Origin of the sequence: Aequorivita viscosa (assembly GCF_900106795.1) — a bacterium.
Lineage (GTDB): Bacteria > Bacteroidota > Bacteroidia > Flavobacteriales > Flavobacteriaceae > Aequorivita > Aequorivita viscosa.
The window spans coordinates 17,305-40,368 of record NZ_FNNS01000009.1; the positions used below are offsets into that span (position 1 = coordinate 17,305).

13 protein-coding genes are annotated in these 23,064 nt (G+C 36.6%); 10 read left to right on the top strand and 3 right to left on the bottom strand.

Annotation, left to right across the window (positions count from 1 at the left end):
- Window positions 1-185 precede the first annotated feature (185 nt).
- The 4 genes from BLW28_RS06785 to BLW28_RS06800 all read left to right on the top strand — a co-directional run bounded on the left by BLW28_RS06785 (window position 186) and on the right by BLW28_RS06800 (window position 5,317).
- Window positions 186-809: a PASTA domain-containing protein gene (locus tag BLW28_RS06785; RefSeq protein WP_073217076.1), complete on the top strand. Its 624-nt coding sequence runs from the start codon at window positions 186-188 to the stop codon at window positions 807-809.
- Window positions 796-1,842, top strand: coding sequence for an RluA family pseudouridine synthase (locus BLW28_RS06790; protein WP_073217073.1), 1,047 nt, complete (start codon window positions 796-798; stop codon window positions 1,840-1,842). Before BLW28_RS06785 ends, BLW28_RS06790 begins: the two co-directional genes overlap by 14 nt.
- 172 nt (window positions 1,843-2,014) lie before the next feature.
- On the top strand, window positions 2,015-4,156 hold the full coding sequence (locus tag BLW28_RS06795; RefSeq protein WP_073217071.1) for a S46 family peptidase: 2,142 nt from the start codon (window positions 2,015-2,017) through the stop codon (window positions 4,154-4,156).
- Window positions 4,157-4,345: 189 nt separating this feature from the next.
- Window positions 4,346-5,317: an alpha/beta fold hydrolase gene (locus BLW28_RS06800; RefSeq protein WP_244885843.1), complete on the top strand. Its 972-nt coding sequence runs from the start codon at window positions 4,346-4,348 to the stop codon at window positions 5,315-5,317.
- Window positions 5,318-5,576: 259 nt separating this feature from the next.
- Here the strand turns inward: BLW28_RS06800 and BLW28_RS06805 are convergent, their stop codons facing one another.
- On the bottom strand, window positions 5,577-12,065 hold the full coding sequence (locus BLW28_RS06805; protein WP_073217063.1) for an alpha-2-macroglobulin family protein: 6,489 nt from the start codon (window positions 12,063-12,065) through the stop codon (window positions 5,577-5,579).
- Between the two features lie 332 nt (window positions 12,066-12,397).
- Between BLW28_RS06805 and BLW28_RS06810 the strand changes: the two genes are divergently transcribed.
- The 3 genes from BLW28_RS06810 (at window position 12,398) to BLW28_RS15990 (ending at window position 15,423) form a co-directional block, all read left to right on the top strand.
- Window positions 12,398-13,951: an MDR family MFS transporter gene (locus BLW28_RS06810; protein ID WP_234946454.1), complete on the top strand. Its 1,554-nt coding sequence runs from the start codon at window positions 12,398-12,400 to the stop codon at window positions 13,949-13,951.
- Between the two features lie 398 nt (window positions 13,952-14,349).
- Window positions 14,350-15,180: a baeRF3 domain-containing protein gene (locus tag BLW28_RS06815; protein WP_234946453.1), complete on the top strand. Its 831-nt coding sequence runs from the start codon at window positions 14,350-14,352 to the stop codon at window positions 15,178-15,180.
- 66 nt (window positions 15,181-15,246) lie between these two features.
- A complete protein-coding gene (locus tag BLW28_RS15990) occupies window positions 15,247-15,423 on the top strand; it encodes a hypothetical protein (protein ID WP_234946452.1) in 177 nt (58 codons plus the stop codon).
- 204 nt (window positions 15,424-15,627) lie between these two features.
- On the opposite strand, the gene BLW28_RS06820 is transcribed toward BLW28_RS15990, so the two are convergent.
- Window positions 15,628-16,521 (bottom strand): phospholipase A, encoded by an 894-nt coding sequence (locus BLW28_RS06820; protein WP_073217060.1) that lies wholly within the window; start codon window positions 16,519-16,521, stop codon window positions 15,628-15,630.
- 305 nt (window positions 16,522-16,826) lie between these two features.
- Between BLW28_RS06820 and BLW28_RS06825 the strand changes: the two genes are divergently transcribed.
- Window positions 16,827-17,702 (top strand): DUF808 domain-containing protein, encoded by an 876-nt coding sequence (locus BLW28_RS06825; RefSeq protein WP_073217057.1) that lies wholly within the window; start codon window positions 16,827-16,829, stop codon window positions 17,700-17,702.
- A gap of 77 nt (window positions 17,703-17,779) precedes the next feature.
- Here BLW28_RS06825 and BLW28_RS06830 read toward each other — a convergent pair whose 3' ends face one another.
- On the bottom strand, window positions 17,780-18,157 hold the full coding sequence (locus BLW28_RS06830) for a LysM peptidoglycan-binding domain-containing protein (RefSeq protein ID WP_073217054.1): 378 nt from the start codon (window positions 18,155-18,157) through the stop codon (window positions 17,780-17,782).
- A gap of 263 nt (window positions 18,158-18,420) precedes the next feature.
- On the opposite strand from BLW28_RS06830, the gene BLW28_RS06835 reads away from it, so the two are divergent.
- A complete protein-coding gene (locus tag BLW28_RS06835) occupies window positions 18,421-19,962 on the top strand; it encodes a YifB family Mg chelatase-like AAA ATPase (protein WP_073217051.1) in 1,542 nt (513 codons plus the stop codon).
- Between the two features lie 210 nt (window positions 19,963-20,172).
- Window positions 20,173-22,980 (top strand): M16 family metallopeptidase, encoded by a 2,808-nt coding sequence (locus BLW28_RS06840; RefSeq protein WP_394331657.1) that lies wholly within the window; start codon window positions 20,173-20,175, stop codon window positions 22,978-22,980.
- Window positions 22,981-23,064: the final 84 nt, after the last annotated feature.

Here is a 23,064-nt window from a genome sequence, read left to right on the forward strand (position 1 = left end):
TTTTGCTAATACTTTAAAGACGTTCTGAACGTATTTTTCAATTATTCAACAGAAGGAAAGATAAGGGAATTAATAGAAATTGAGCAGACATAAGTGAAATCAAATTCTATTTCAGATTCGATTTCGATTTCATCAAAAGATATTACCTTTGGTTTTTCTATTTTAGTGGCTTAACAAAGAAACATATGACATTTTTCCGATTTGTGTTCACCAAAACATTTCTAAAGCAAGTGCTTCTGGCTTTTGTAGTTATATTGGTTTTGGGGTTCCTAACGCTTTGGTGGTTGCGCTTTACGACTAATCACAATGAAAAAATCCAAGTTCCCGACTTGGCTAAAATGTCGTTAGACAAAGTAGAGCAAACATTGGATGAGATGGATCTGCGTTATGAAATTTTAGATTCTGCAAACTATAATCCAGACTATCCAAAATATTCGGTGATTGATCAAATTCCAAAACCGGGCAAATTTGTAAAGGAAAACAGAAGGTTGTATCTCACGCTGAATCCTTCGGGTTATAGTAAAGTAGATGTTCCCAATATTCTTGGGCGTACGCGCAGACAAGCTGAACCAACTCTTTTAGCAATGGGCTTTGTAATTGGAAAAATAAGTCATCGTCCCCATATTAGCGATAACGTTTTAGAAATGCGCTACAACGGTGAAAAATTGGAGCCAGGAACACCCTTAGGAAAAAAATCTGTCATCGATCTAATTGTAGGAGACCAATCTCTTAACAAACTTAAAACTGATGAAGACGCTATAAATGATCCGCTACCGGTTGAAAATGTAGACGAAAATGATGAATTCTAACGAAGAAGAAATTGACGATACTGGAGGAAATGACGACCTTTATGAGCATTATCGTTTTACAGCAGACAAAGGTCAGGGAGCGTTAAGGGTAGACAAATACCTGATGAACCTGATTGAAAAGGCTACTCGAAATAAAATACAAAAAGCTGCCGAAGCTGGGAACATTCACGTAAACGGAGTTCCAGTGAAATCGAGCTATAAAGTGAAAGGAAACGATGTGGTTACTGTTCTTTTCGAACATCCTCCTTATGAATTTCTTTTAGTTCCTGAAAACATCCCTTTAGACATTGTATATGAAGACGACGCAGTACTTGTAGTTAATAAAGCTGCAGGAATGGTCGTGCATCCTGGACATGGAAACTATAGCGGTACATTGATAAATGCGCTTACCTATCATTTTGACAATCTACCGAACAATAGTAGCAACCGTCCGGGACTTGTTCATAGAATTGACAAAGATACCAGCGGACTTCTAGTAGTTGCGAAAACGGAAGAAGCGATGACCCATCTTGCCAAACAGTTTTTTGATAAAAGCACAGAGCGGGAATATGTTGCTTTGGTTTGGGGAAATGTAGAAGAAGATGAAGGAACTATTGAAGGTAATATTGGTCGACACCCCAAAAATAGATTGCAGAATACCGTGTATGAAAACGATGTTGACGAAAAAGGAAAACCTGCCGTTACCCATTATAAAGTATTGGAAAGATTTGGTTATGTAACCCTCGTTTCCTGCCGATTAGAAACAGGTCGTACCCACCAAATTCGGGTTCATATGAAATATATTGGCCACACTCTTTTTAACGATGAGCGTTATGGTGGCGAAAAAATTTTAAAAGGAACTACATTCTCAAAATACAAGCAGTTTGTAGATAACTGTTTTAAAATTCTTCCTCGTCAGGCCTTGCATGCACGTACATTAGGTTTTCTCCATCCAATAACAGAAGAGTTTATGCGCTTTGAATCATCGATACCGGAAGATATTGAAGCTTGCCTAGAAAAATGGCGAAATTATTCGCAGCACGTGATAGAGTAGCGCAGGCCAAATCAGTAATTTTATGGGTATAAAGGTTTCATTCCCTTTTAATAGTTTCAACTGAAACTTTTCCTAAAATAACTTGAGAATATCCAGTATATTTACGCCCTTTATAATTTTACTGTTTGCACAGTAAACCTTGAAATCATTATTAATTACAAACTCCTTTTTAATGAAAAAGTTTTTTATTAGTTTAATTGTTGCTGTTTTTGCCTTGCCAATTCATGCCAACGAAGGTATGTGGTTCTTGATGCATATAAAACGACTTAACTATGTCGATATGCAGAAAATGGGGCTTCAGCTTACTCCAGAAGAAATTTATAGTGTAAACAATGCTAGCCTTAAAGATGCGATTGTACAATTTGGCGGCGGATGTACAGCAGAAATTATTTCAAACAAAGGTTTGGTTTTGACCAATCACCATTGCGGTTATGGTAATATAGCCGAACTCTCAACTGCTGAAAATGATTATTTAACCAATGGATTTTGGGCGGCGAATCACAAAGAAGAATTGAAACCTAAAAATCTTTCGGTACGTTTCTTTGTTAGAATGGACGATGTTTCTAAACGTATTCTAGCTCGCGTAAACGATGAAATGACTGAGCTTGAACGCGAGGCGGCAATCAATCAAGAAATCGCGAAAATTGAAATGGAAAATAACGAAGACGGAAAATATACCGTTTCGGTAAAGTCATTCTATAATGGCAATGAATTTTATTATTTCGTGTATCAAGATTATACAGATGTTCGTTTGGTAGGTACTCCTCCAAAAAGTATCGGAAAATTTGGTGGCGACACAGACAACTGGGAATGGCCAAGGCATACTGGTGACTTTGCACTATTTAGGGTTTATGCCGATAAAGACGGAAACCCTGCTGAATATTCAGAAGACAATGTGCCTTTGGAGCCAAAATATCACTTAACAACAAGTTTAAAAGGATTTAAAGACAACGATTTTGCTATGATTTTAGGGTATCCAGGTAGAACAAACCGTTGGATGCCTGGTGCTGGAATTGAGCAAAATACAAACTATGCTTATCCTGCTTGGGTAGAAGCTTCTAGGACTTCTATGGATGTTATGGAGAAGTATATGAAAAAAGATCAGCAAGTTAACCTTGACTACGCTTCTAGCTATGCGGGTATTGCAAATTATTGGAAAAACCGCCAAGGAATGATCGATGCTTTGAAGCAACACGAAACGGCAAAAACCAAATATGCCGATGAAAAAAGCTTTCAAAAATGGGCTTCTAAAAAGAAAAATAGAAAGTATGCCGAGGTAATGCCTATTATCAACGATTACTATAAAAAAACAAATGAAATTAGCCGACACGATAACTACCTAAGACTTCTGCTTAGAACTCGTTCGGCTACCATTCCGTATCGTTTGGGTAAATCGCTTGAATATTACGCAGAACAAAATGATGCCAAAAAAGAAGAACTTCGTCCTAAATTAGAAACTGAAATTGAAAATCTTTACGACGGACTTCACCTTCCGTTAGAAAGAGATATGCTTGCAGCTCAATTGAGTCTTTATAACGAAAAGGCCCATAATCCAGCTTCGGAAGTAGCAGAAATTGCAGCAACTAATGGTAATAAAGTTGAAGACTGGGAAAAGTATCTTACAACTTCATTTCAAAACAGCATTTTTCAATCAAAAGAAAAATTGAATGCATTTTTGGACAATCCAGATGCAGCTAGATTACAGAACGACCCATTGTATAATCTATCAATAGCCCTTCTTAACAGATATCGTTATAAGTCTGAAGAGCAGAAAGAGTGGGAAAACGACTTTCAACGTGCTTATAGATTGATGGTTCAAGGAATGAGACTTCAAAATCCTGATAAAAAATACTATCCTGATGCTAACAGCACTTTAAGACTTTCATACGGAAAAGTTAACTCACTTCCAGTAGATGAGCGAAATGATGCAAAAGAAAATTACTACACTACCTTAAAAGGAACTGTCGCTAAATACCAACCTGGCGATGATGAATTTGACATGCCTAAAAAGCTTATCGACTTATACGAAAAGAAAGACTTTGGTCAATATGCAGATAAAGACGGTCATTTGCCCGTAAACTTTTTATCTGATAATGATATTACTGGAGGAAACTCTGGCTCTCCTGTTTTAAATGGAAAAGGAGAACTTATCGGTCTTGCTTTTGATGGAAACATTGAAGCTATGGCAGGTGATGTTATTTTTGATGAAAACCTACAACGCACTATCAGTGTAGATATTCGTTATGTATTGTTTTTAATTGACAAGCTTGCTGGAGCTACTCATATTATTGATGAATTAACATTGTCTAAGTAAAATTCTCGCATCGTAATTGCTGAAATTATTAAAAGCCATAAATCCTAATAAATAGGGTTTGTGGCTTTTTATATTCAATTACGTTTTTATTTTGAAGATTGAAGCCTGTGAGTTATAAATTCGTTAAGATGTTACATAGTTTTAATAGAGCAACTGTATATCGGTTACATTTGTAATAAACGATTATTAATGATGAAATTTATAAAAATACTTAGTCTTTTCGTTGTTTTTATCTTTTTCACAAATTGTGAAAAGGAATATATGAAATACACTGAAAAGCCTGAATATATTACCCAGCCATCAGCAGAATACAAAGCCTATTTTGAGGCGTATGACGAGGCATTGTCGCTGTGGGATATAGATTATGACGAACTCTATATTCCAACTTCATACGGCACGGCGCATGTTGTTGTAAGTGGTCCTAAAAATGGAGAGCCTTTAGTATTGCTTCACGGAATGAATGCTAGTTCTACAATGTGGTATCCAAACGCAAAAGCCTTGGCTGCTGAATACCGAGTTTTCGCGATAGATTTAATAATCGAGCCAGGTAAATCTTTTAAAACAGCTGAGTTTGAAAAAATAGATGATATTTCATTGTGGTATCAAGAAGTTTTCAATGCTTTACAATTGGAATCTTATCACTTGGTCGGCGCTTCTCGCGGTGGATGGATAGCTGTGAATTTGGCGTTACATAATCAAGAAAAAATTAAAAGCATGGTGTTGTTAAGTCCAGCACAGACGTTTATTTGGATTCGACCGAGCGTTGGATTGTTAAAGAATATTGTTAACATTTTCTCTTCTCAAGAGAAAAAGACGATACGTTCTTTGGAAACGATGTCTACAAACGTTGGCAACATAGAAAAGAAGTATTTGGATCAATATCTTATTGCAACAGAAAAAGATTCTATTAATAAGTTTATGATTAAGATGACGCCGTTTTCCAAGGATGATTTCCAAAAGCTTAGAATGCCAGTTTTGGTGCTAATCGGCGACGATGATATAATTAACAACGAAAAAACCATCCGACTCGCTAAAGAAGATATACCAAGAGGAGAAGGTGAAGTAATAAGCAATGCAGGCCATTTTTTATCGATAGATCAAGCCTCCACAGTGAATGATAGAATTGTGAGTTTCTTGATAAGGGTTGATGAGGATCAATAGTTTGATGCCTTTCAAGAATGAGCTAAATCCATAACAGTCGCTATTGTGAAACAAGGGTTTAGATTTGCGATTTTATTGATTACACGATATTTTTTGGATGTTCGTAATTGAGTCTTTACTATTTCAAGTAATTAAAAGTAATTGATTTACATTTTCCGATTTCGTCGTAATCATAGTCAAAAGGTCTCGACTGCGCTCCATCAGACAGAAAACATCTAATTTTTATTTCCCATTATATTCGATTTAGAGCTTTTATTGTTTATTCTAAAATAGTCACCCGAATTCCCTCAGAATGATCACCGAATTCTGGGGCATACATACTCTGGATTGTGGTAATACCATTAGAAAAATTGCCGATATTATTTGCCCGCACATCATATTCAAGAACGTAAGTCCCTTTGCTTATGTTATCAAAAAAGAAGTGTGTCGCAGCATCACGGGTGCTCTTGTAATATCCTAGTCCATCTTTATATTCATATTCTGAAAGCACATCAACCGGTTCGAAGGCTGAAGCTCGCATATCTTTTAAATGAACGAATTCCATATTTTCCTTTGTAGCAATAATTAAGCGTACTGTAATCAAATCACCTAACTTAAGCTGATTCTCTTCTGTTATACGTTGAAGTTGTTGCCCGGTAGAAGTATTCTTTTTTAGATAAAGCTCTTTTTTAATACTTAATGGTTTATCTGAATTTGATTCAATTTTATCGGCCTGTTCGAAATATTGCCAGTAAAATCCGCCAAAACCAGGAACATCAGATTTATTATTAATTGATAAATCCGCCATATCCTTTTGAATTTCTGAAGGTTTAAAGTTGAGTTTAAAATATCCTGTTTCTACTTCTTTTTCTACTTCAGCTAGCTTTTGTTTCAATAATTTGGAATCGCCCAGTTTGAACTTTGTTTTGTCCTTTACATCGGTCCAATCTTTTCCATATTGAAGCATGGAGTTTATTGCTTCCGTAGTAGATTTGGTAGATGACCAATGTTTTACCTGCTTATTCTTTAGCAACCAAACTTTCATAGCTTCAACCGATTTTCGATCGTTTTCTATTTCTGAAAAGGCTTCAATTAAGAGAGCTTGTGTTTCTATTGGAGCGTTATACCAATACCAACCTGGCTTATTTTCTATCCAATACATTCCCCAATCTTCATTATTGGATGATGTTTCCTTTAAATTATTAATTATTTTTTCAGCTGTTTTAGAATCTCCAAACCGATGGAGAACAATAGCTGCCATTGCTTTCTGAAATAAGGAAGTTTGCAGCCAATTATCCTTGAGTGAAGCCAAGTCTTTGTCAATAGCTAGTTGTAGTGAATCTGAAATCTTATTGCTCTTTAAATAAAAGCTTCTAGTATATAAATAATGCGTTTTTCTAATATTAAGAAACGAATTGAAGTTTGTTAGACCTTTATTTTTATAGTATCTTTTTTCCGTTTTGTTATCCAAAAAACGTATCGCTTTGTCGGTAATGGCTTTGTAATCGAAAGCAATTGAATCTGTTTGTTTGTTTAGTTTTCCAAAGCCAGCAACTATATAACGTGTGATAAACTCACTTTCTCTACCACCTTCAAACCACGGAAATGCTCCATTAGCCATTTGTTGATTCTGCAATTTTTTAAAAGTGGATTCTTGCGATTCTTGTAATTTGTCTAAGTTGAAAAACAATGCCAATCTCGCCTTTTTTTCTTCTTCAGATTCGGAATCTCTAAACCATGGTGTTTCAGAAAGTATGATAGATTTCAGTTCTTCGTTTTGCTCCAATTCTGACTTTAAGTCTAGAGGTTCTTTTGTTTTAAAATAGGCGGCTATTCTAGGGTTACTATTTAAGATTTCGGAAGCTATGGAATTGGCATAAAACCTCGCAAATACCTGTTCGGAACAATCGTGTTCATATTCTATTAAATAGGGTAATGCTTGTATTGCCAACCAAGTTGGGTTTGAAGTGTATTCTAAAGTAAGTTGGTGGTTTTTGAGCGTAGTGGAGGTGTTATTTTTCAATTTTTCAAAACTGTATTCTTTTGTGGTGTTTCCTCTTACCCAAATAGGAATACTCTCTGTCACCAAAATAGTATTGGTTAGAACGGGAATTAGGTTTTCTTCTCCATCTGTAAACTTACCTGATTTTGCGACCACCTTATACTGAACTCCTTGAACTCCCTCTGGAATTCTGATTTTCCAAGACACTGTAGTATTGCCTTTTGCTGAGGTTTGAAAATTGCGATGGTTTATTTCATTACCCATTTCTATATCTATTCGCTTCATGCTAACAGCATCGAAAAGCTGCAACATTGCTATTCCTGTTTTGTTTTCTGAAGTCAGATTGGAAATCCGTGCCGATATCGAAATACTATCTTTCTCCCTGAAAAACCGAGGCATATTTGGAACAATCATCAACTCTTTTTGAGTGATTACAAAATTCTCCAAATATCCAGATTCGGCCTTTTTGTTATGAGCAAGCAGCCGGAGTTTCCATTGAGTCAGAGCTTCGGGACTTGTAAAGTTGAAGCTGATGTTTCCTTTTTTGTCTGTTCTAAGTTGAGGTTCAAAAAATGCGGTTTCATTAAAATTTGTACGGGTTTTAACCTCGGTTAATTCTTGCAAACCACTTTTTGTGGTTATAATAATCACACCGTTAGCTCCTCTGGAACCATATAACGCTGTAGCTTCATTTCCTTTTAAAATACTGATATTCGCGATGTCATCATTATTTAAGGATGCTAAAATATCTGCGGTGTCCTCTGAATTCTTGTCTGAATTAACGGGAACGCCATCAATTATTGCTAGTACATTGGAAGTGCCTGGACTCAACGAGCCAGAACCGCGAATTTTTACAGTTGCTCCTTGACCTGGTTTTCCAGTTTCTTGGTTGATTGTTACTCCAGATACTTTTCCGGCTAGAATGTCATCTATCTTGTAACTTACTATAGCAGAGGTTTGTACGGTTTTTTCACTACTTGAATATCCAGTAACCACCACTTCTTCTAATGAAGCGCCTGGATCTAGGGAGATGTCATATTCGTCTGATTTCACATTTATTTCTTGCGTATCGAATCCGACATACGAAAAAACGAGTTCTTCGCCTTGAGCTACATCTATGGAATAGTATCCATCAAAATCTGATTGTGTGCCACGATTTGTTCCTTTCACGATTACATTGGCCCCAGGCAAGGGGAGTCCGCTATCATCGGTAATAATGCCGTAAACTGTTGATGCATTTGAAGGAATTTTAGAAATAGCTTTTTTTGAATGTTTGAAAATTAAGTTATTACTGGGATTAGCAAAATCAAACCCAAACCAGAATATATCTACATTGTTATTGGAAAACTGAAATCTAGGAAGCTCTGAATTCAGATTTCTTAATCGTGTGTACGAGTCACTGTTGCTAAGATTCGACGTCCTTGAATAATTGGAATATCCATAGTAATGCCGGAAGTTTAGTTTATTCCAATCTTCTACCTTAAACTGGTCTAAAGAACTGTCGTACATAGAGGCAAGCACTTCGGCTTCTGTGGCTTTGTCTTTTTTAGTGATGCTAAAGCTCCATGTTTGCTTGCTTCCTGGTTCAATTTTATTTCTAAAAGTCTTGATGGCGATATTTATTTCCCCCGATTCTTTCTTTGCAATTGGAAAAGATTCCGTAAACAGTTGGTTTTCAAAATAGCTTTCAAACGATAGGTTTACGTTGTCGGTTCTTTTCGAATCGATTGGGATACGTATTTTGGAATAGCCGTCTTCTAATTTTATGTGAAGTATTTCAGAAGAAGAAGTACCATTATTCGAAACATTCAGAAAAATGGTTTTGATTTCTGATCTGACTTCCAATTCAGCAAAACCATCTTTAAATGGATTATCGTTTTTTTGAGTAAGTGTAAAAAGCTTATTTACCAAGTCTGTATCAGAATGAATAACTTTAAACTCCGATGAGGTTTTAATTAAATTGTCTTCTGTATCTACTGCTGAAAAAACCAGCTTGTAATTCCCGATTGCTTTTTCTTTAAGGAAATCCAATGACAGCTCGTTTTCGGTTTCAGTATTTATTTCTTTTGAAAACACTAAAACTTCTAATTGTTTTTCAGAATTCGTATTCTTTTCAAACGGAAAGAGTTTTTCAAATTCCTCTTCAGTAAAACCAGGTATTTCTGGATTGGGAAATACACGATCTTTAAATTTAGATTCTATTTTTGATTGATAATAAATTTCGACTTTTCCTTTTGTAGCTAAAAATTCGCCGTTAAGGTTGGTGCTGTTTAGGGTAAGCACGTTTTCGTTTTTTGTATTTATAAGTTGAGGAATAACTGCAGTAAGGGCTAAATTATGGTAGCCAACTTTCACTGTAGTTTGTGAACTTTGGGTTTCACCGCGAGCATCGGTTATATCTGCATAGACTGTATAATGGAACACGGGCAATTCCTTTTTGTCCATCGAGGAATACGGGATGGCCGTGAAATCAATTTTGAAGCTGCCGTCATCTTCTGTAATTGTCTCTCCTTCGGCTATGGTTTTGGTTTCTTCGGAATAATAGGTTCGCCAATAACTGGGGTAAGAGTTTCTTTCAACCCGATAAATCACTTTTGAAGCATCGAGGTTAACACCCGAAAAGGCAGTTGCTTTTCCTGAAACAGTTACTTCTTGATTTACTACAACAGTTTCCTTAATGGGTTCAAATTCAATTTTAAAAGTTGGCCGTTTGTATTCTTCTACATTGAAATTAACTGCAGAGAAATTAAAATCCACAAAATCCCAAAATAAATGTTCTTCATCTTCTTCGTTGTATAAAGGGTCATTTTCTATATTGTCGGGTTCGTCAACCTCAATGGAATATCTTCCTGTTGGGCCGTCTTTCGGGATGATAAATTCAAAAGTGAAGGAGCCAAATTCATTGGTTTGTATTTCAAGTTCTTTTACAGTATTGTAATTTGGATCGGATATTTCAACATAAACTGTCAAATTAGGCACTGTGCTTTTTACGCCGTTTTTCTTTTGAAGCGCAATCCCTTTTACATATACTTTTTGTCCAGGTCTATAAATGGCTCGATCTAGAAAAAATTGCACTTTCCCAAAATAAGCTTCGTAATCGTCGTTATTGTATTTCTTATAGTATCCTCGGTGGAAATTTACATTTAGGGTATCGGTGGCATTGGTGACTTCTGCAAGTGAATTTCTGTTGTTGCCAATATGTGGTTTCCAATTTTCTACAGCGACCGTTCCTTGTTCGTTGGTTTTTACTTTGGTGTTTGCAAACGCTATTGAAACGTCCTTTTTTGGTTGCCCTGTTTTTCTATCTACCACCTGTAGATAATCTACATTATTTCTACTTTTCTGAAGAACCGAGAAATCGGATACGGTTACAAATAAATAATTAAAGTTGTCGGTTTTATTAAAGCCTGATTTATCAGCTTCAAAAAGCATTAAGTAGGTTCCTTTTGGCAGTAGGGGCAATAAAATCTCGGTGCTGTATTCGAAAAAATCCTCCTTATTAGGAAGTTTATATGAAGTTGGTTGTTGCTGGTTCCCATTTCTGATAATATTAGTAATCCAACTATCACGTTGGAAGGCGTTGTTGGGAATTTCAAAATCGTTTGAAACTTTATATGCTTTTAGGAATAAGCTATCCGCATTTTTGAAATTCACAAATGCCCTGGTATTTTCTCCTTCATAAACGAACCTTTGCAATTTCACCTTTATTTCTTTTGAAAGTATTTGCTCCTTTTTAATAAAGGCTAACTTATAAGTATTCGACCTCGATTCTATTTTGAGGATGCTATCCAAGACTTGAATTGCTGTTTTGTTGTATTCAGGATGTTTGTCTTTTGATGCTAATTTTGAATAGAGATTGGCGCGGAGTAGTTGTACTTCCTGGCGTAATTCAGTTTTCTTAGTAGCATTCTGAAAACGGGTTAAAATCTGTAAAAAGCCCTCTGAATCCTTGTAAACATAGGTGTCGAAAAATTGTAATCTTTTCAGCTCGTATCGCCTGTCGGTAAGATTGCTGCGTTCCAATTCCTGATACAGCAATGTCGTTTTTTTGAGGTTGCTGTCTGGTAACGAATCGAACTTTAATGATGTAAATTCAGAAGATTCTCCAAGAACGGATTGCTTTATTGTAGAGAAAAGAGGCGGTACCTCATCCCAACGGTTTATGTGAGAGGCGTAAATCTCAATGTATTTTTCAAGAAGAAATTCATATAAATTTCGGTTCTCGAGAAGCGCTAGCTTTTCAAAATATAAAATAGATTCAAAATCTATTAAAGCTGTGTTTTTTAAACTGTTTTTATTTGCGAGCGATTTAGAAATGTAAAAATCTACTTCTCTTTCAAAATCGGGAAGACTCCAACTCTGGAAGTCGGGATTAAAAGTAGATTCAGTAGCTGTTCTTCCTTGGATTTGATATTTGTTCCTCCGTAAATAGTCATTAAGAGAAGTAATGTAAATATATTCTAGAACAGCTTTGTTTGGCTCGGAAATTTCGGCTATATCAGACTTAATGTTTTTGATAATGAGACTTTGTGCATCTTCCTCAAGCTTTTGAATATACTTGGATCGAAAGAAAAAAGTTTTGATTATTTCCAGCTCATCTCCTCTTCTTTTTGCCTTTTTATAAATTTTGTTTACCTCCTTGAAAGCCGATTTAATACTGCCAACTTCTTCATATTCAATTACCTTCTTCCAATTTCTTTCAAAGTTTTGACCAAAAGAATTTAGTGAGAAAAGTAGGATTATAAAGAGAGTGAGATTTTTTATCATAACAAATTGATTTTGTGGAATAAGATACTAACTTAAGTTAAAACATCAATTAGATGATGATTTTTTTAAAATAGGCTAGATTCGATACTCTGAATTTATATTTAAAAGATATGTGTGAATAAGAAGGTTGTTAAAAGGCGAAAAACATTTGGTTTGTCAGGTCGATCGCCAGCCCGAAAGATTAACCTGGCGGGCAGTCGAGACCTAATTGGAAGCTAAGAACATAAAATTATCGACCTCGCTCGAACAAACAAGCATAGTTGCTTTTTGACAGCGCAAATTTTGAATTTTAAAATCTGTCTTTTCTGCTTTGGAAAGAATAGCATTAAAGTATGTCTCAATTTCGCCAAACTGCTACCTTTGCCCAAAATTCCAGAAACAGAAAAATGCAGGAAAAACCCGTGAAAGAAATGCGTCGGGATTGGATCTTGATTGCGCTAATGCTTACAATGAGTTTGGCCGCTATGGACGCTACTATAGTCGCCACAGCCATTCCTCAAATTGTGGGTGATCTTGGCGGTTTTTCGCTGTTCAGTTGGTTGTTTTCCATTTATTTACTCATCCAAACTATCACCATTCCCGTTTATGGGAAATTGGCAGATATTTATGGCCGCAAACCAATTTTAATATTCGGAATTGTAATTTTCGTAATAGGCTCGGCTTCTTGTGGCGCAGCTTGGAATATGTATTCCTTGATTGTTTTTAGAGGAGTGCAAGCAGTAGGAGCGGGGGCAATAATGGCTACGGTAAATACTATAGCCGGCGATATTTATACAATTAAACAGCGCGCCAAAATTCAAGGTTGGCTATCCAGTGTTTGGGGTATTTCAGCAATCTTAGGCCCTGCTATTGGTGGCGCCTTGGCTGACTACGCTTCGTGGCGATGGATATTTTTGATAAACATTCCATTGGGAGCTGGGTCTATAGCTTTGATAGCCTATTTTCTTAAAGAGAATAAAGTGTCTAAACGGCATAAAATTGATTGGGCCGGTGCCGCTGCAATGCTTATTACAGGAAGTATAATCATGTTTGGACTGCTTCAAGGTGGGCAAGCTTGGCCGTGGTTTTCTCAGAATACGTTGATAATAATTCTAATAGCGATGGTGATGATTTATATCACCGTGAGGATTGAACGCCGCGCAGAAGAACCTATCTTACCAAGCTGGGTCTGGAAAAAACGAATAATTTTAGGGTCTAATCTCGCAACTATCGGAATGGGAATAGCCACAATGGGCCCGAGTATGTTTCTACCTGTTTTTGCGCAGTCGGTTACAGGCGTTGGGGCGATGGCAGCTGGATTTATTTTGGCAAGTATGAGCATTACTTGGCCGCTTTCATCAGCTTTATCTGGAAATTTATACTTGCGCATTGGTTTTCGGAATACTGCACTCTGCGGAATTACCATAGTTATTTTAGGGGCTTCAAGTTTCCTGTTCTTGCCTTTTCCAGGTCCCGTTTGGGCGCTAGTGGCGATACAAATGACACTGGGAGCAGGTTTCGGGCTTATAACCACGCCTTTGTTGGTCGGAATTCAATCTACCGTAGTTTGGGAGCAGCGCGGAGTGGTAACGGGCACAAGTATGTTCTCTCGCTATTTTGGACAAAGTATTGGGGCGGCAGTATTTGCAGCTATATTTAATTCAGTACTTACCGATAGAATTGATACTGCTCCTGCAAATCTGCAAGCAGAACTTCCAAGTGTAAACAAAGTGGTTGAGGTGCTTCAATCGCATAAATCTGTTTCGGAAGTAAGCTTGTATCTACGCGAAACATTCTTTGCCGCCACACAAAATGTGTATATGGGGATGGTAATTGCTGGGCTTGTAACATTAACTATTTTACTTCTTACTCCAGCAAAATTTCCTACGCTTCAGGAGAAACAATAAAAAGTTGTAGTCAAACATTTCTTTATAAGCGTTCTGTATATTCAATAGTTCTAAACTTCCTTTTTAAGGATTTGAATTTTTCGGCTAAGGCTCAAAACTGATTTCGTAACTTTTATTTCTTTTATCAGAATTTTACCTCAATAAACTATCGGTTTTAGATAGAAATTTTTAGGTTTAAAGATATGTTTTGGGATTTCTGTAATTATCATTTTCATATTCAATAAAGTAGAAATACATCCATCTTAAATTAGGCTGCAATATCCTAGTAAAAGCCCTTTATTATAAGTCAATGTCGAATAAATTGCTTATATTAAGGATGTTGATGATGGAAGAAGACGTAATGAAAAAAATGTGTCTAGATGCTGTTTCAAAAATGTTAACCCTAAAATATTGTATATATGAAAACAACCTTAAAACGTCTTAAAGACATCCGTTCGGAAAATTGTATTACAATTATTATGACCACACACCGAACAAAACCTGAGTATTTAAATGATGATTTGCGTCTTAAAAACCTCATTAAAGAAGTCGAAACACGCCTCACAGCAGATGTAGATAAAAAGAAAGCTGATGAGTTGTTAGAAAAATTGAATTCTTTAGCCAAGAGTTTAGACCACAGTCAAAATCTAGAAAGTTTGATGCTTTTCGTAAATGAAGACACAGCAGAATATGTCAGATTGCCTATAAATGTGGAAGATCGAGTTGTAATTGACGATACCTTCGCAACAAGAGATCTTTTTAGAGCTATTCATATAGAAATGCATTACTATATTTTGGTGCTAAGTCAAGAGAAAATTAGATTGATTGAAGCTATGAACGATAAGGTAATAAAGGAAATTGGAAATCCTTTCCCACTTGAAGATATTCAAGAATTTTCGAAAGACGACCCAAGCGATTCAGTTTCTTCGCGCCGAACAAATTTGATGATTGAGTTTTTTAATCGAGCAGACAAGGACGTAAATGAAAAGCGAAAATCAAATCCGCTACCGGTATTTATCTGTGGTTTGGAAGAAAACTACAATGAGTATATTAAAATTGCCGATTTAAAAAACACCCTTTTTGATGTGTATTTAGATAAAAATAAAATCAACGACGCTGCTCATTCAATAGTAGAAGATGCCTGGGCAGTAGTAAAGAATTATGTGATTGAAAAGAACAACGGCCGTAAAGCCGAATTGAAAAAAGCAGTAACCGAGAACAAATTTGTTAGTGATACAAACGAAATTTGAAGAGCTATTTCAGAAGGAAGAGTCCAAACATTATTCATTGAGCAAGGTCTTTTTCAACCTGCTATTATGAAAGGAGATGAAATAGTTTATGTTTCTGAAGAACAGCGAAACGATACAGGTGTAATTGATGATATTTACGACGAAATGATCGAAGCCAATATGAATTTTGGTGGAGACGTGGTTTTTCTTCCAAAAGGAGAGCTTTCAAAATTTAATGGTTTTGGAGCTATCACACGGTATTAGTGGTAAATGATTTAACCAACTAAGGTTCTTTTGAAAAATCAGCCTTGCTTCATATTGTCTTTCCTCTAAAGATAGGCTAGAAGCGAGGCTGATTTCATTTTATGGTTATTGCTTTAAACTCATTTGGTCAAATCGTACCTACTTTATCAAAGAAATTATTCATTATTGATTTGGATTAGTCTAAATCAATAACAAGAAACTCAATTAATACAAGGATAATCCTAATCCAAAAACAGTCTGATTGTGATTATAGTCAATCATACTCTCGCCAAATCCTGTAAAAAATTGTGCGTGAAGTTTCAGGTTTTTAATCAGCGGGTAGGAGTAGTCAATTCTTAAACTTGCGTGACTTCTGTCGCCACCTCTAAGCGAATGTCTTGTTGCGACTTCAAAATCGTGCTTGTTAATAGTATAATTTAATTGAAGTTCTGCTCGCCCCATATAGTCGCCAACATCAGGGTTATCGTCTTTTGCTTCCGCTACAGGGAGTCGAATCCAAGGCTTTAAAATTACTTGTATTTGCTCCACTTCCCAGCCAAACTGAAAAATTACCCTATTCCAACTTCGGCTAAGTGGATCTGCCCGACCATTGCTTTCGTGATTGATACCAAATCCCGTAAAAACACTATGAAATTTTCCAATGCGATAAGGGGTGGCAAAAAGTATAAACGCTTCAGGCTGATAATTTGTTTCTCTAAAAGGTCGTGAAAGCGAATTATTAAATACTTGCCATCTCGAACTTTGTGTGTACGCAAACCATACATCGCCCCCTAATTTTTTTCCAAGCACATTGTGCATTACCTTGGTTTTAAAGCTTAATTGAAACTTCATTTCAATGGCGTTATAAGGTATGTCCAAATCGGAAACTTCACTCGCATTACTAGCTGTGGGCGATTTATTAACGTCTGAAGTGTAGTTGGCAAACAGTACATAAATTGGTTTGTAAGGCGAAAGCTTAAATTCAACTTCTTTTGAAAGTGAGGTGGAATCTAATTCCCATTTTGCAGCAAGAGTAGATGATTTGTAATCTTCTTGTGCCAAGCTAGTATATGAAAAGAGAACTAAAATTAAAAAGAATTGGAGTATTGTAAACTTCATTGCGATTATTTGCGGCAAAAATACGCTTCAAACGTTAAGGTTATTCTTAATGCTCCCTATTTTTAAATCTGTTAAATTGTTCTGTAAATTAAAACCAATTCAAAACGACTTATTTACTTTTGAATATTTAATGATTGGTTTGAGTCGCAAAAACTATTGCACAGGGATGTTTGAAATAATGCAAGAAAAATGAAAAACTGAACTTGTATTGCTTCCTACAAAATGTCATTGCAAACTTTTTAATGTACGGCTTTTAAACTTTCATTAGTAATAGCTTCGTAACTAAGAATAAAGACTAAAAATATATGGCTTCAGGAATTTTCGCAGTATTGGATGATATAGCTGTCTTAATGGACGATGTAGCCATGATGAGTAAAGTTGCAGCTAAAAAAACAGCTGGAATTTTAGGGGACGATTTAGCTGTGAATGCTGAAAAAGCCTCAGGATTTGCCTCTTCGCGAGAAATACCAGTGTTGTGGGCAATTTCGAAAGGATCTTTATTGAATAAAGTTATTATCCTTCCAATAGCCTTCCTTTTAACAGCTTTTTTACCTGTAGCTATTATTGTTATTTTGGTTTTGGGAGGAATCTATTTAGCTTATGAAGGAGCCGAGAAAATTTACGAATTCTTATTTCCTCACAAACACGATAAAGAATCATTGATTGATGAAGGACTTACCGAAGCCGAGATTTTGGCAATAGAAAAGGTGCGAGTGCGGGATGCAATTGTTACCGATTTTATTCTGTCTGTAGAAATAATAATTATCGCTCTTGGCAGTGTAGCCGGGCAACCCTTGCTTACCCAAATTATGGTTGTTAGTATTATTGCACTCATTGCCACAGTTGGCGTGTATGGAATAGTAGCGTTAATTGTTCGTATGGATGAGGCGGGCTATAAACTTATAGCAAGCAGCAAGAAAGAAAAGAGTTTTGCTAAATTCTTAGGAAATATACTCGTCAAAGCACTACCGTACGTTATAAGGGGGTTGAGTGTAATTGGCACCATAGCCTTACTATTTGTTGCTGGTGGTATTTTTGTTCACAATCTCGATTTCTTTCACGGTTTTCTACCCGAATTGCCATCCCTCGTTCTTGAATTTGCTGTTGGGTTGGTGGTTGGTTTTCTTGCACTTTTAGTGGTGATGATATCAAAGTGGTCCTGGAAGGCTATTCGCAAGTGATATAAACTAAAAAAGCCAAGCACACTCTTTTTCAAGATTATACTCGGCTTTCGCTATTTGAAAAATATAGAACTAGCTTAGATATTCGGAATCACCAACTCATCTCCAGGATGAATAAGATCTGCCGACTTTAATTTCCCACGGTTTGCTTCAAATATTTTATTGTATTTATTGGCATCACCGTAATATTGTTTTGAGATTTTACTCAAACTTTCCCCACTTTTCACGGTGTGATGTGCAAATACAGAAGTGTCTGCAACTTTAATATCTGCCATAATATCGGTTGGGTTTTCGCCGCCTACACGTTTAATTTCGTCCCAAAGTAGGTTCTTTTCATACTGGTTTTTTGCAGTACCCCATACTTTCAGTTGGCCATTTTCTTCTTTAACGTCTCCGTTCTGAATATTTAATTTTTCGCCTAAATCCAAGACGCTTTGATATTTTGACTTAATCATTTTGATGTTTTTTAATGTGAATGAATAAAGATACAGCAATGTTCAAATAAATCATATTTATTAAAAAAACTTTATGAATTTTCACTAGAATAACATCGTAAAACAATTGAATTGTCACGATTTCGTTTCAGTTTTATCAAAGTTTAAGACAAAGCCAAATTTGAAGTAAAAGTTCTGAGCGCTTTTAAAAAGTATCGGAAACCAAACATTTTTAGTATCTTACTTGCTCCAAACTCCCCTATGTTTAATTCAAATTACAACCTATGCTTACAAAAGTCTATGGAAGCGCTGTTTTTGGAGTTGAGGCCACAACTATCACCATTGAAGTTAACGTTGATAAAGGGGTAGGCTATCATTTAGTGGGCTTGCCAGATAATGCTATTCGCGAAAGCAATTACAGAATCGCAGCCGCTCTTCAAAATAACGGTTACAAAATCCCTGGAAAGAAACTTATTTTAAATATGTCGCCCGCCGATCTTCGGAAAGAGGGTTCTGCTTACGACCTCACGTTGGCAATGGGGATATTGATTGCTACCGAACAAATAAAGGAGCAAAACCCGCTGTCAGAATATATTATTATGGGCGAACTTTCCCTCGACGGAAATCTACAGCCCATACGAGGAGCATTGCCAATAGCCATAAAAGCGAAAGAAGAAGGGTTTAAAGGTTTTATCCTACCAAAACAAAATGCAAAAGAAGCAGCAATCGTTGAAGGTCTAGAGGTTTTTGGACTTGATAATATAAGTGAGCTAATCAATTTTTTCAATGAGAATATTCCTTTAGAAAAGACCGAAGTAGATATAGAAGCAGAATTTTACAATCACCTGGAACACCCAGAATTTGATTTCGCCGACGTGAAAGGACAGGAATCCATCAAACGCTGTATGGAAATTGCCGCAGCAGGGGGTCATAACATCATTCTAATAGGACCGCCAGGGTCAGGAAAAACAATGCTTGCCAAGCGGTTACCGAGTATATTACCACCAATGACTTTACAAGAAAGCTTGGAAACAACCAAAATTCACAGTGTTGCAGGTCGCACTATGGAAAAAGGCGGTGTAATGACTTCACGCCCTTTTAGAAGCCCGCATCATACAATCTCGGACGTCGCCTTGGTTGGTGGCGGTCAATACCCACAACCTGGCGAGATTTCATTGGCTCACAATGGTGTGTTATTCTTAGATGAACTACCCGAATTTAAGCGAGGTGTTTTGGAAGTAATGCGACAGCCCTTAGAAGATCGAGACGTTACTATTTCCCGTGCAAAATTCACAGTAACATATCCCTCTAGTTTTATGTTGGTCGCGAGTATGAACCCGAGTCCGGGTGGTTATTTCAACGATCCCGATGCGCCGGTTATGTCTTCCCCAGCTGAGATGCAACGTTATTTAAGCAAAATTTCCGGCCCGCTTTTAGACCGAATTGACATTCATATAGAAGTAACACCAGTTCCTTTTGAAAAATTGAGTGATGAGCGCCGTGGCGAATCCAGTATAGTTATTAGAGCACGAGTTACCGAAGCAAGAAAAATACAGTCTGAACGATTTAGCGACTACGAAAATATTCACTACAACGCTCAAATGGGAGTGAAGCAAATCCGTGAATTCTGTAAACTGGATGGGGCCTCACTTCAACTGTTAAAAACCGCAATGGAGCGTTTAAACCTTTCGGCCAGGGCGTATGACCGAATTTTAAAAGTCGCAAGAACCATAGCTGATTTAGAAGCTTCCGAAAATGTTACAGGCAACCACATTTCTGAAGCCATTCAATATCGTAGCCTTGACCGTGATGGGTGGTTTGGATAATTTCATAACCTAAGACCCTAAATAGTTTTAAAACAGACGGCTGAGAATAATTCAAAAAGTTATGATTAGCGTTCATTTAACTTATTTTTAAGAATAAACATCCTCGCCTCATGTACCTTTAAAACTTACATAAAATCAACCTATCTGCTTATGCTTATTAAAACATTTAAAACCAGTATTTTGGCTATTGGTGTCTTTTCATTATTCACTATGTCGTGTAATGACAACAAAGCCATAACTCAAGACGAAAGTGCTAAACTTTCTGTAGATTTTGAAAAATACCAACTCGAGAATGGGTTGGAAGTCATTCTTCACCAAGATAAAAGTGATCCAATCGTATCACTCGCCATTCAATACGGGGTGGGTTCCAATCGTGAAGTTACTGGTAGAACCGGTTTCGCCCACTTATTTGAGCATATGCTTTTTCAAGAATCGGAAAACGTACCACAAGATCAATTTTTCAAAACCATTCAAGATGTTGGAGGAACTTTAAACGGAGGAACTTGGAAAGATGGAACTGTTTATTACGAAGTAGTTCCTAAAAACGCAATGGAAACCGTAATGTGGCTGGAAAGCGACCGTATGGGATTCTTGATTAATACAGTTACCCAAGCTGCTTTCACGAATCAGCAGGAAGTAGTTCAAAATGAAAAGCGCCAACGTGTGGATAACAATCCGTATGGCCACACTCGCTATGTAATAGATAAAAGCTTGTACCCTGAAGGGCATCCGTACAATTGGCAGGTAATAGGTGAATTGGAAGATTTACAAAATGCAACTGTAGAAGATGTGAAAGAGTTTTATGATAAATTCTATGGTCCAAATAACGCCACCCTTGTCCTTGCAGGTGATTTTGATACAGCCGAAGCCAAAAAATTGATTGAAAAATATTTTGGTGAAATTAAACGTCGCCAAGAAGTAGAACCTTTAAAACCACAACGGGTAACCCTTGCCGAAACAAAAAGATTGTACCACGAAGACAATTTTGCAACTGCGCCACAACTAACAATGGTCTGGCCTACGCTGGAGCAGTATACTGATGATGCCTATGCGCTAGACGTTTTAGAAGAAATTCTTTCCGAAGGAAAAAAGGCTCCTTTGTATAAAGTTTTAGTGAAAGGAAAAGACCTTACCTCAAGAACTACAGCTTATAACAGTTCTAATGAACTTGCAGGGGATTTTAGAATTTCCATTACTGCAAATAACGGGGTAGACTTAGACGCAATTGAAGCAGGAATCAACGAGTCCTTTGCCTTATTTGAAAAAGAAGGAATAACAGATAGCGATATAGAACGCGTAAAAGCAGGGCTTGAAACACAGTTCTACAACGGAATTAGCAGCGTGTTGGGCAAGTCCTTTCAACTAGCAAATTACAATGTATTTGCAGGCGATCCTGGATTTATTACCCAAGACATTGAAAACATCAAAAAGGTTTCAAAGGAAGATGTACAACGAGTTTATGACACGTACATAAAAGGAAAACCTTACGTTATGACAAGTTTTGTTCCTAAAGGGCAGCTAGAACTTATTGCTGAAAATTCTGAAAAGGCAAATGTTGTAGAAGAAGAAATTAAAGAAAATGTGGCTGTAGAAGTAGAAGAAGCAGTTACCGAAATAGTTAAAACACCTTCAAAATTTGATCGTTCCCTGCAACCAGCTCCAGGAGAATCACCAGCACTGAATATTCCTGAAATGTGGACGCAAACTTTGAGCAATGGAATGAAAGTTTCAGGAATTCAACAAGATGAAATTCCAGTTGCAACTTTCAGTTTAGTTATTGAAGGCGGTCATTTAATGGACAATATGGAGAAGAATGGAGTGGCTAATTTGATGACAGACATTTTGATGGAAGGAACGGCAAACAAAACACCTGAACAATTAGAAGAAGAAATTGCACTATTAGGAGCTAGTATCAATATGTACACCACACGAGAGTCTATTGTAATTAGAGGAAACACTTTGACGCGTAATTTGAAAAAGACAATGGATTTGGTAGCTGAAATTCTTCTAGAACCTCGTTGGGATGAAGCAGAACTGGCTCGTGTAAAAACTAAAACGATTAACAATATAGAGCGTTCTGATGCCAATCCAAATGCCGTTGCAAGCCGAGTGTATGACAAGATTCTTTATGGTGAAGACCACATTTTCAGTTATCCAACTTCGGGAACAGTAGAATCAGTTAAGGCAATTGCAATGGAGGATTTGAAAGAATTTTACAATAATAACTTTTCACCTTCTATCAGTACATTTCAAATTGTAGGTAAAGTTGACAAAAATGCTGTGCTAACTAATTTGAAATCGTTGGAAGAACGTTGGCCAGCGAAGGAAGTTAGCATTCCTGAATATCCAGTTGCGAATACAAGAGATAAGGCTTCTTTGTATTTTGTTGATATTCCAAATTCAAAACAATCGGTTATAAATATAGGGTATGTTGCTATTCCAAGAACCGACGCCGATTTCTATCCTTTGAAAGTTATGAACTATAAATTGGGAGGTTCTTTCTCTGGGAATTTAAACCTAATTCTTCGTGAAGAAAAAGGATACACCTATGGCGCTCGAACCAATTTTAGCGGTAGTAAAATTCCAGGAACTTTTACAGCATCGTCTAGTGTTCGTACCAATACTACAGGCGAATCGGTTGAAATTTTTAGAGATCAAATTAATAAGTATAAAGAAGGAATTTCAAAAGAAGATCTTGATTTTACTAAAAATGCCCTAATCAAATCGAATGCACGACGTTTTGAAACTCAGTCTTCTTTGTTAGGAATGCTTCAGGAAATAAACCAGTACAATCTTGCCGATAATTATATTGAAGACGAAGAAACTATTGTTAGAAATATGACCTTGGAAGAACATAAGGCTCTAGCAAATAAGTATTTGGATGCATCAAAAATGGCGTATGTAGTGGTAGGAGATGCCGAAACCCAATTTGCGCAATTCAAGAATATGGGCTTTGATGAGGTAAAACTTGTCGATAAAAATGCAGAAGAAGTAAAGCTCGAAAATGTTAAAATGTGATTGCGAAGTTATTAGGTTACTATGATGTATTGAGTAACTAATTAAGTATTATAAATTTAAAGGAAGGGAGGCACAAACGCTTCC

Bases quoted from the DNA above. Each gene is read 5' to 3' on its own strand.
- BLW28_RS15990 (WP_234946452.1), top strand. From the start codon at position 15,247: ATGAAAGGAGATGAAATAGTTTATGTTTCTGAAGAACAGCGAAACGAT.
- BLW28_RS06805 (WP_073217063.1), bottom strand. From the start codon at position 12,065: ATGATAAAAAATCTCACTCTCTTTATAATCCTACTTTTCTCACTAAAT.
- BLW28_RS06820 (WP_073217060.1), bottom strand. From the start codon at position 16,521: ATGAAGTTTACAATACTCCAATTCTTTTTAATTTTAGTTCTCTTTTCA.
- BLW28_RS06810 (WP_234946454.1), top strand. From the start codon at position 12,398: ATGTCTCAATTTCGCCAAACTGCTACCTTTGCCCAAAATTCCAGAAAC.
- BLW28_RS06790 (WP_073217073.1), top strand. From the start codon at position 796: ATGATGAATTCTAACGAAGAAGAAATTGACGATACTGGAGGAAATGAC.
- BLW28_RS06815 (WP_234946453.1), top strand. From the start codon at position 14,350: ATGAAAACAACCTTAAAACGTCTTAAAGACATCCGTTCGGAAAATTGT.
- BLW28_RS06835 (WP_073217051.1), top strand. From the start codon at position 18,421: ATGCTTACAAAAGTCTATGGAAGCGCTGTTTTTGGAGTTGAGGCCACA.
- BLW28_RS06785 (WP_073217076.1), top strand. From the start codon at position 186: ATGACATTTTTCCGATTTGTGTTCACCAAAACATTTCTAAAGCAAGTG.
- BLW28_RS06825 (WP_073217057.1), top strand. From the start codon at position 16,827: ATGGCTTCAGGAATTTTCGCAGTATTGGATGATATAGCTGTCTTAATG.
- BLW28_RS06840 (WP_394331657.1), top strand. From the start codon at position 20,173: ATGTCGTGTAATGACAACAAAGCCATAACTCAAGACGAAAGTGCTAAA.
- BLW28_RS06830 (WP_073217054.1), bottom strand. From the start codon at position 18,157: ATGATTAAGTCAAAATATCAAAGCGTCTTGGATTTAGGCGAAAAATTA.
- BLW28_RS06795 (WP_073217071.1), top strand. From the start codon at position 2,015: ATGAAAAAGTTTTTTATTAGTTTAATTGTTGCTGTTTTTGCCTTGCCA.
- BLW28_RS06800 (WP_244885843.1), top strand. From the start codon at position 4,346: ATGATGAAATTTATAAAAATACTTAGTCTTTTCGTTGTTTTTATCTTT.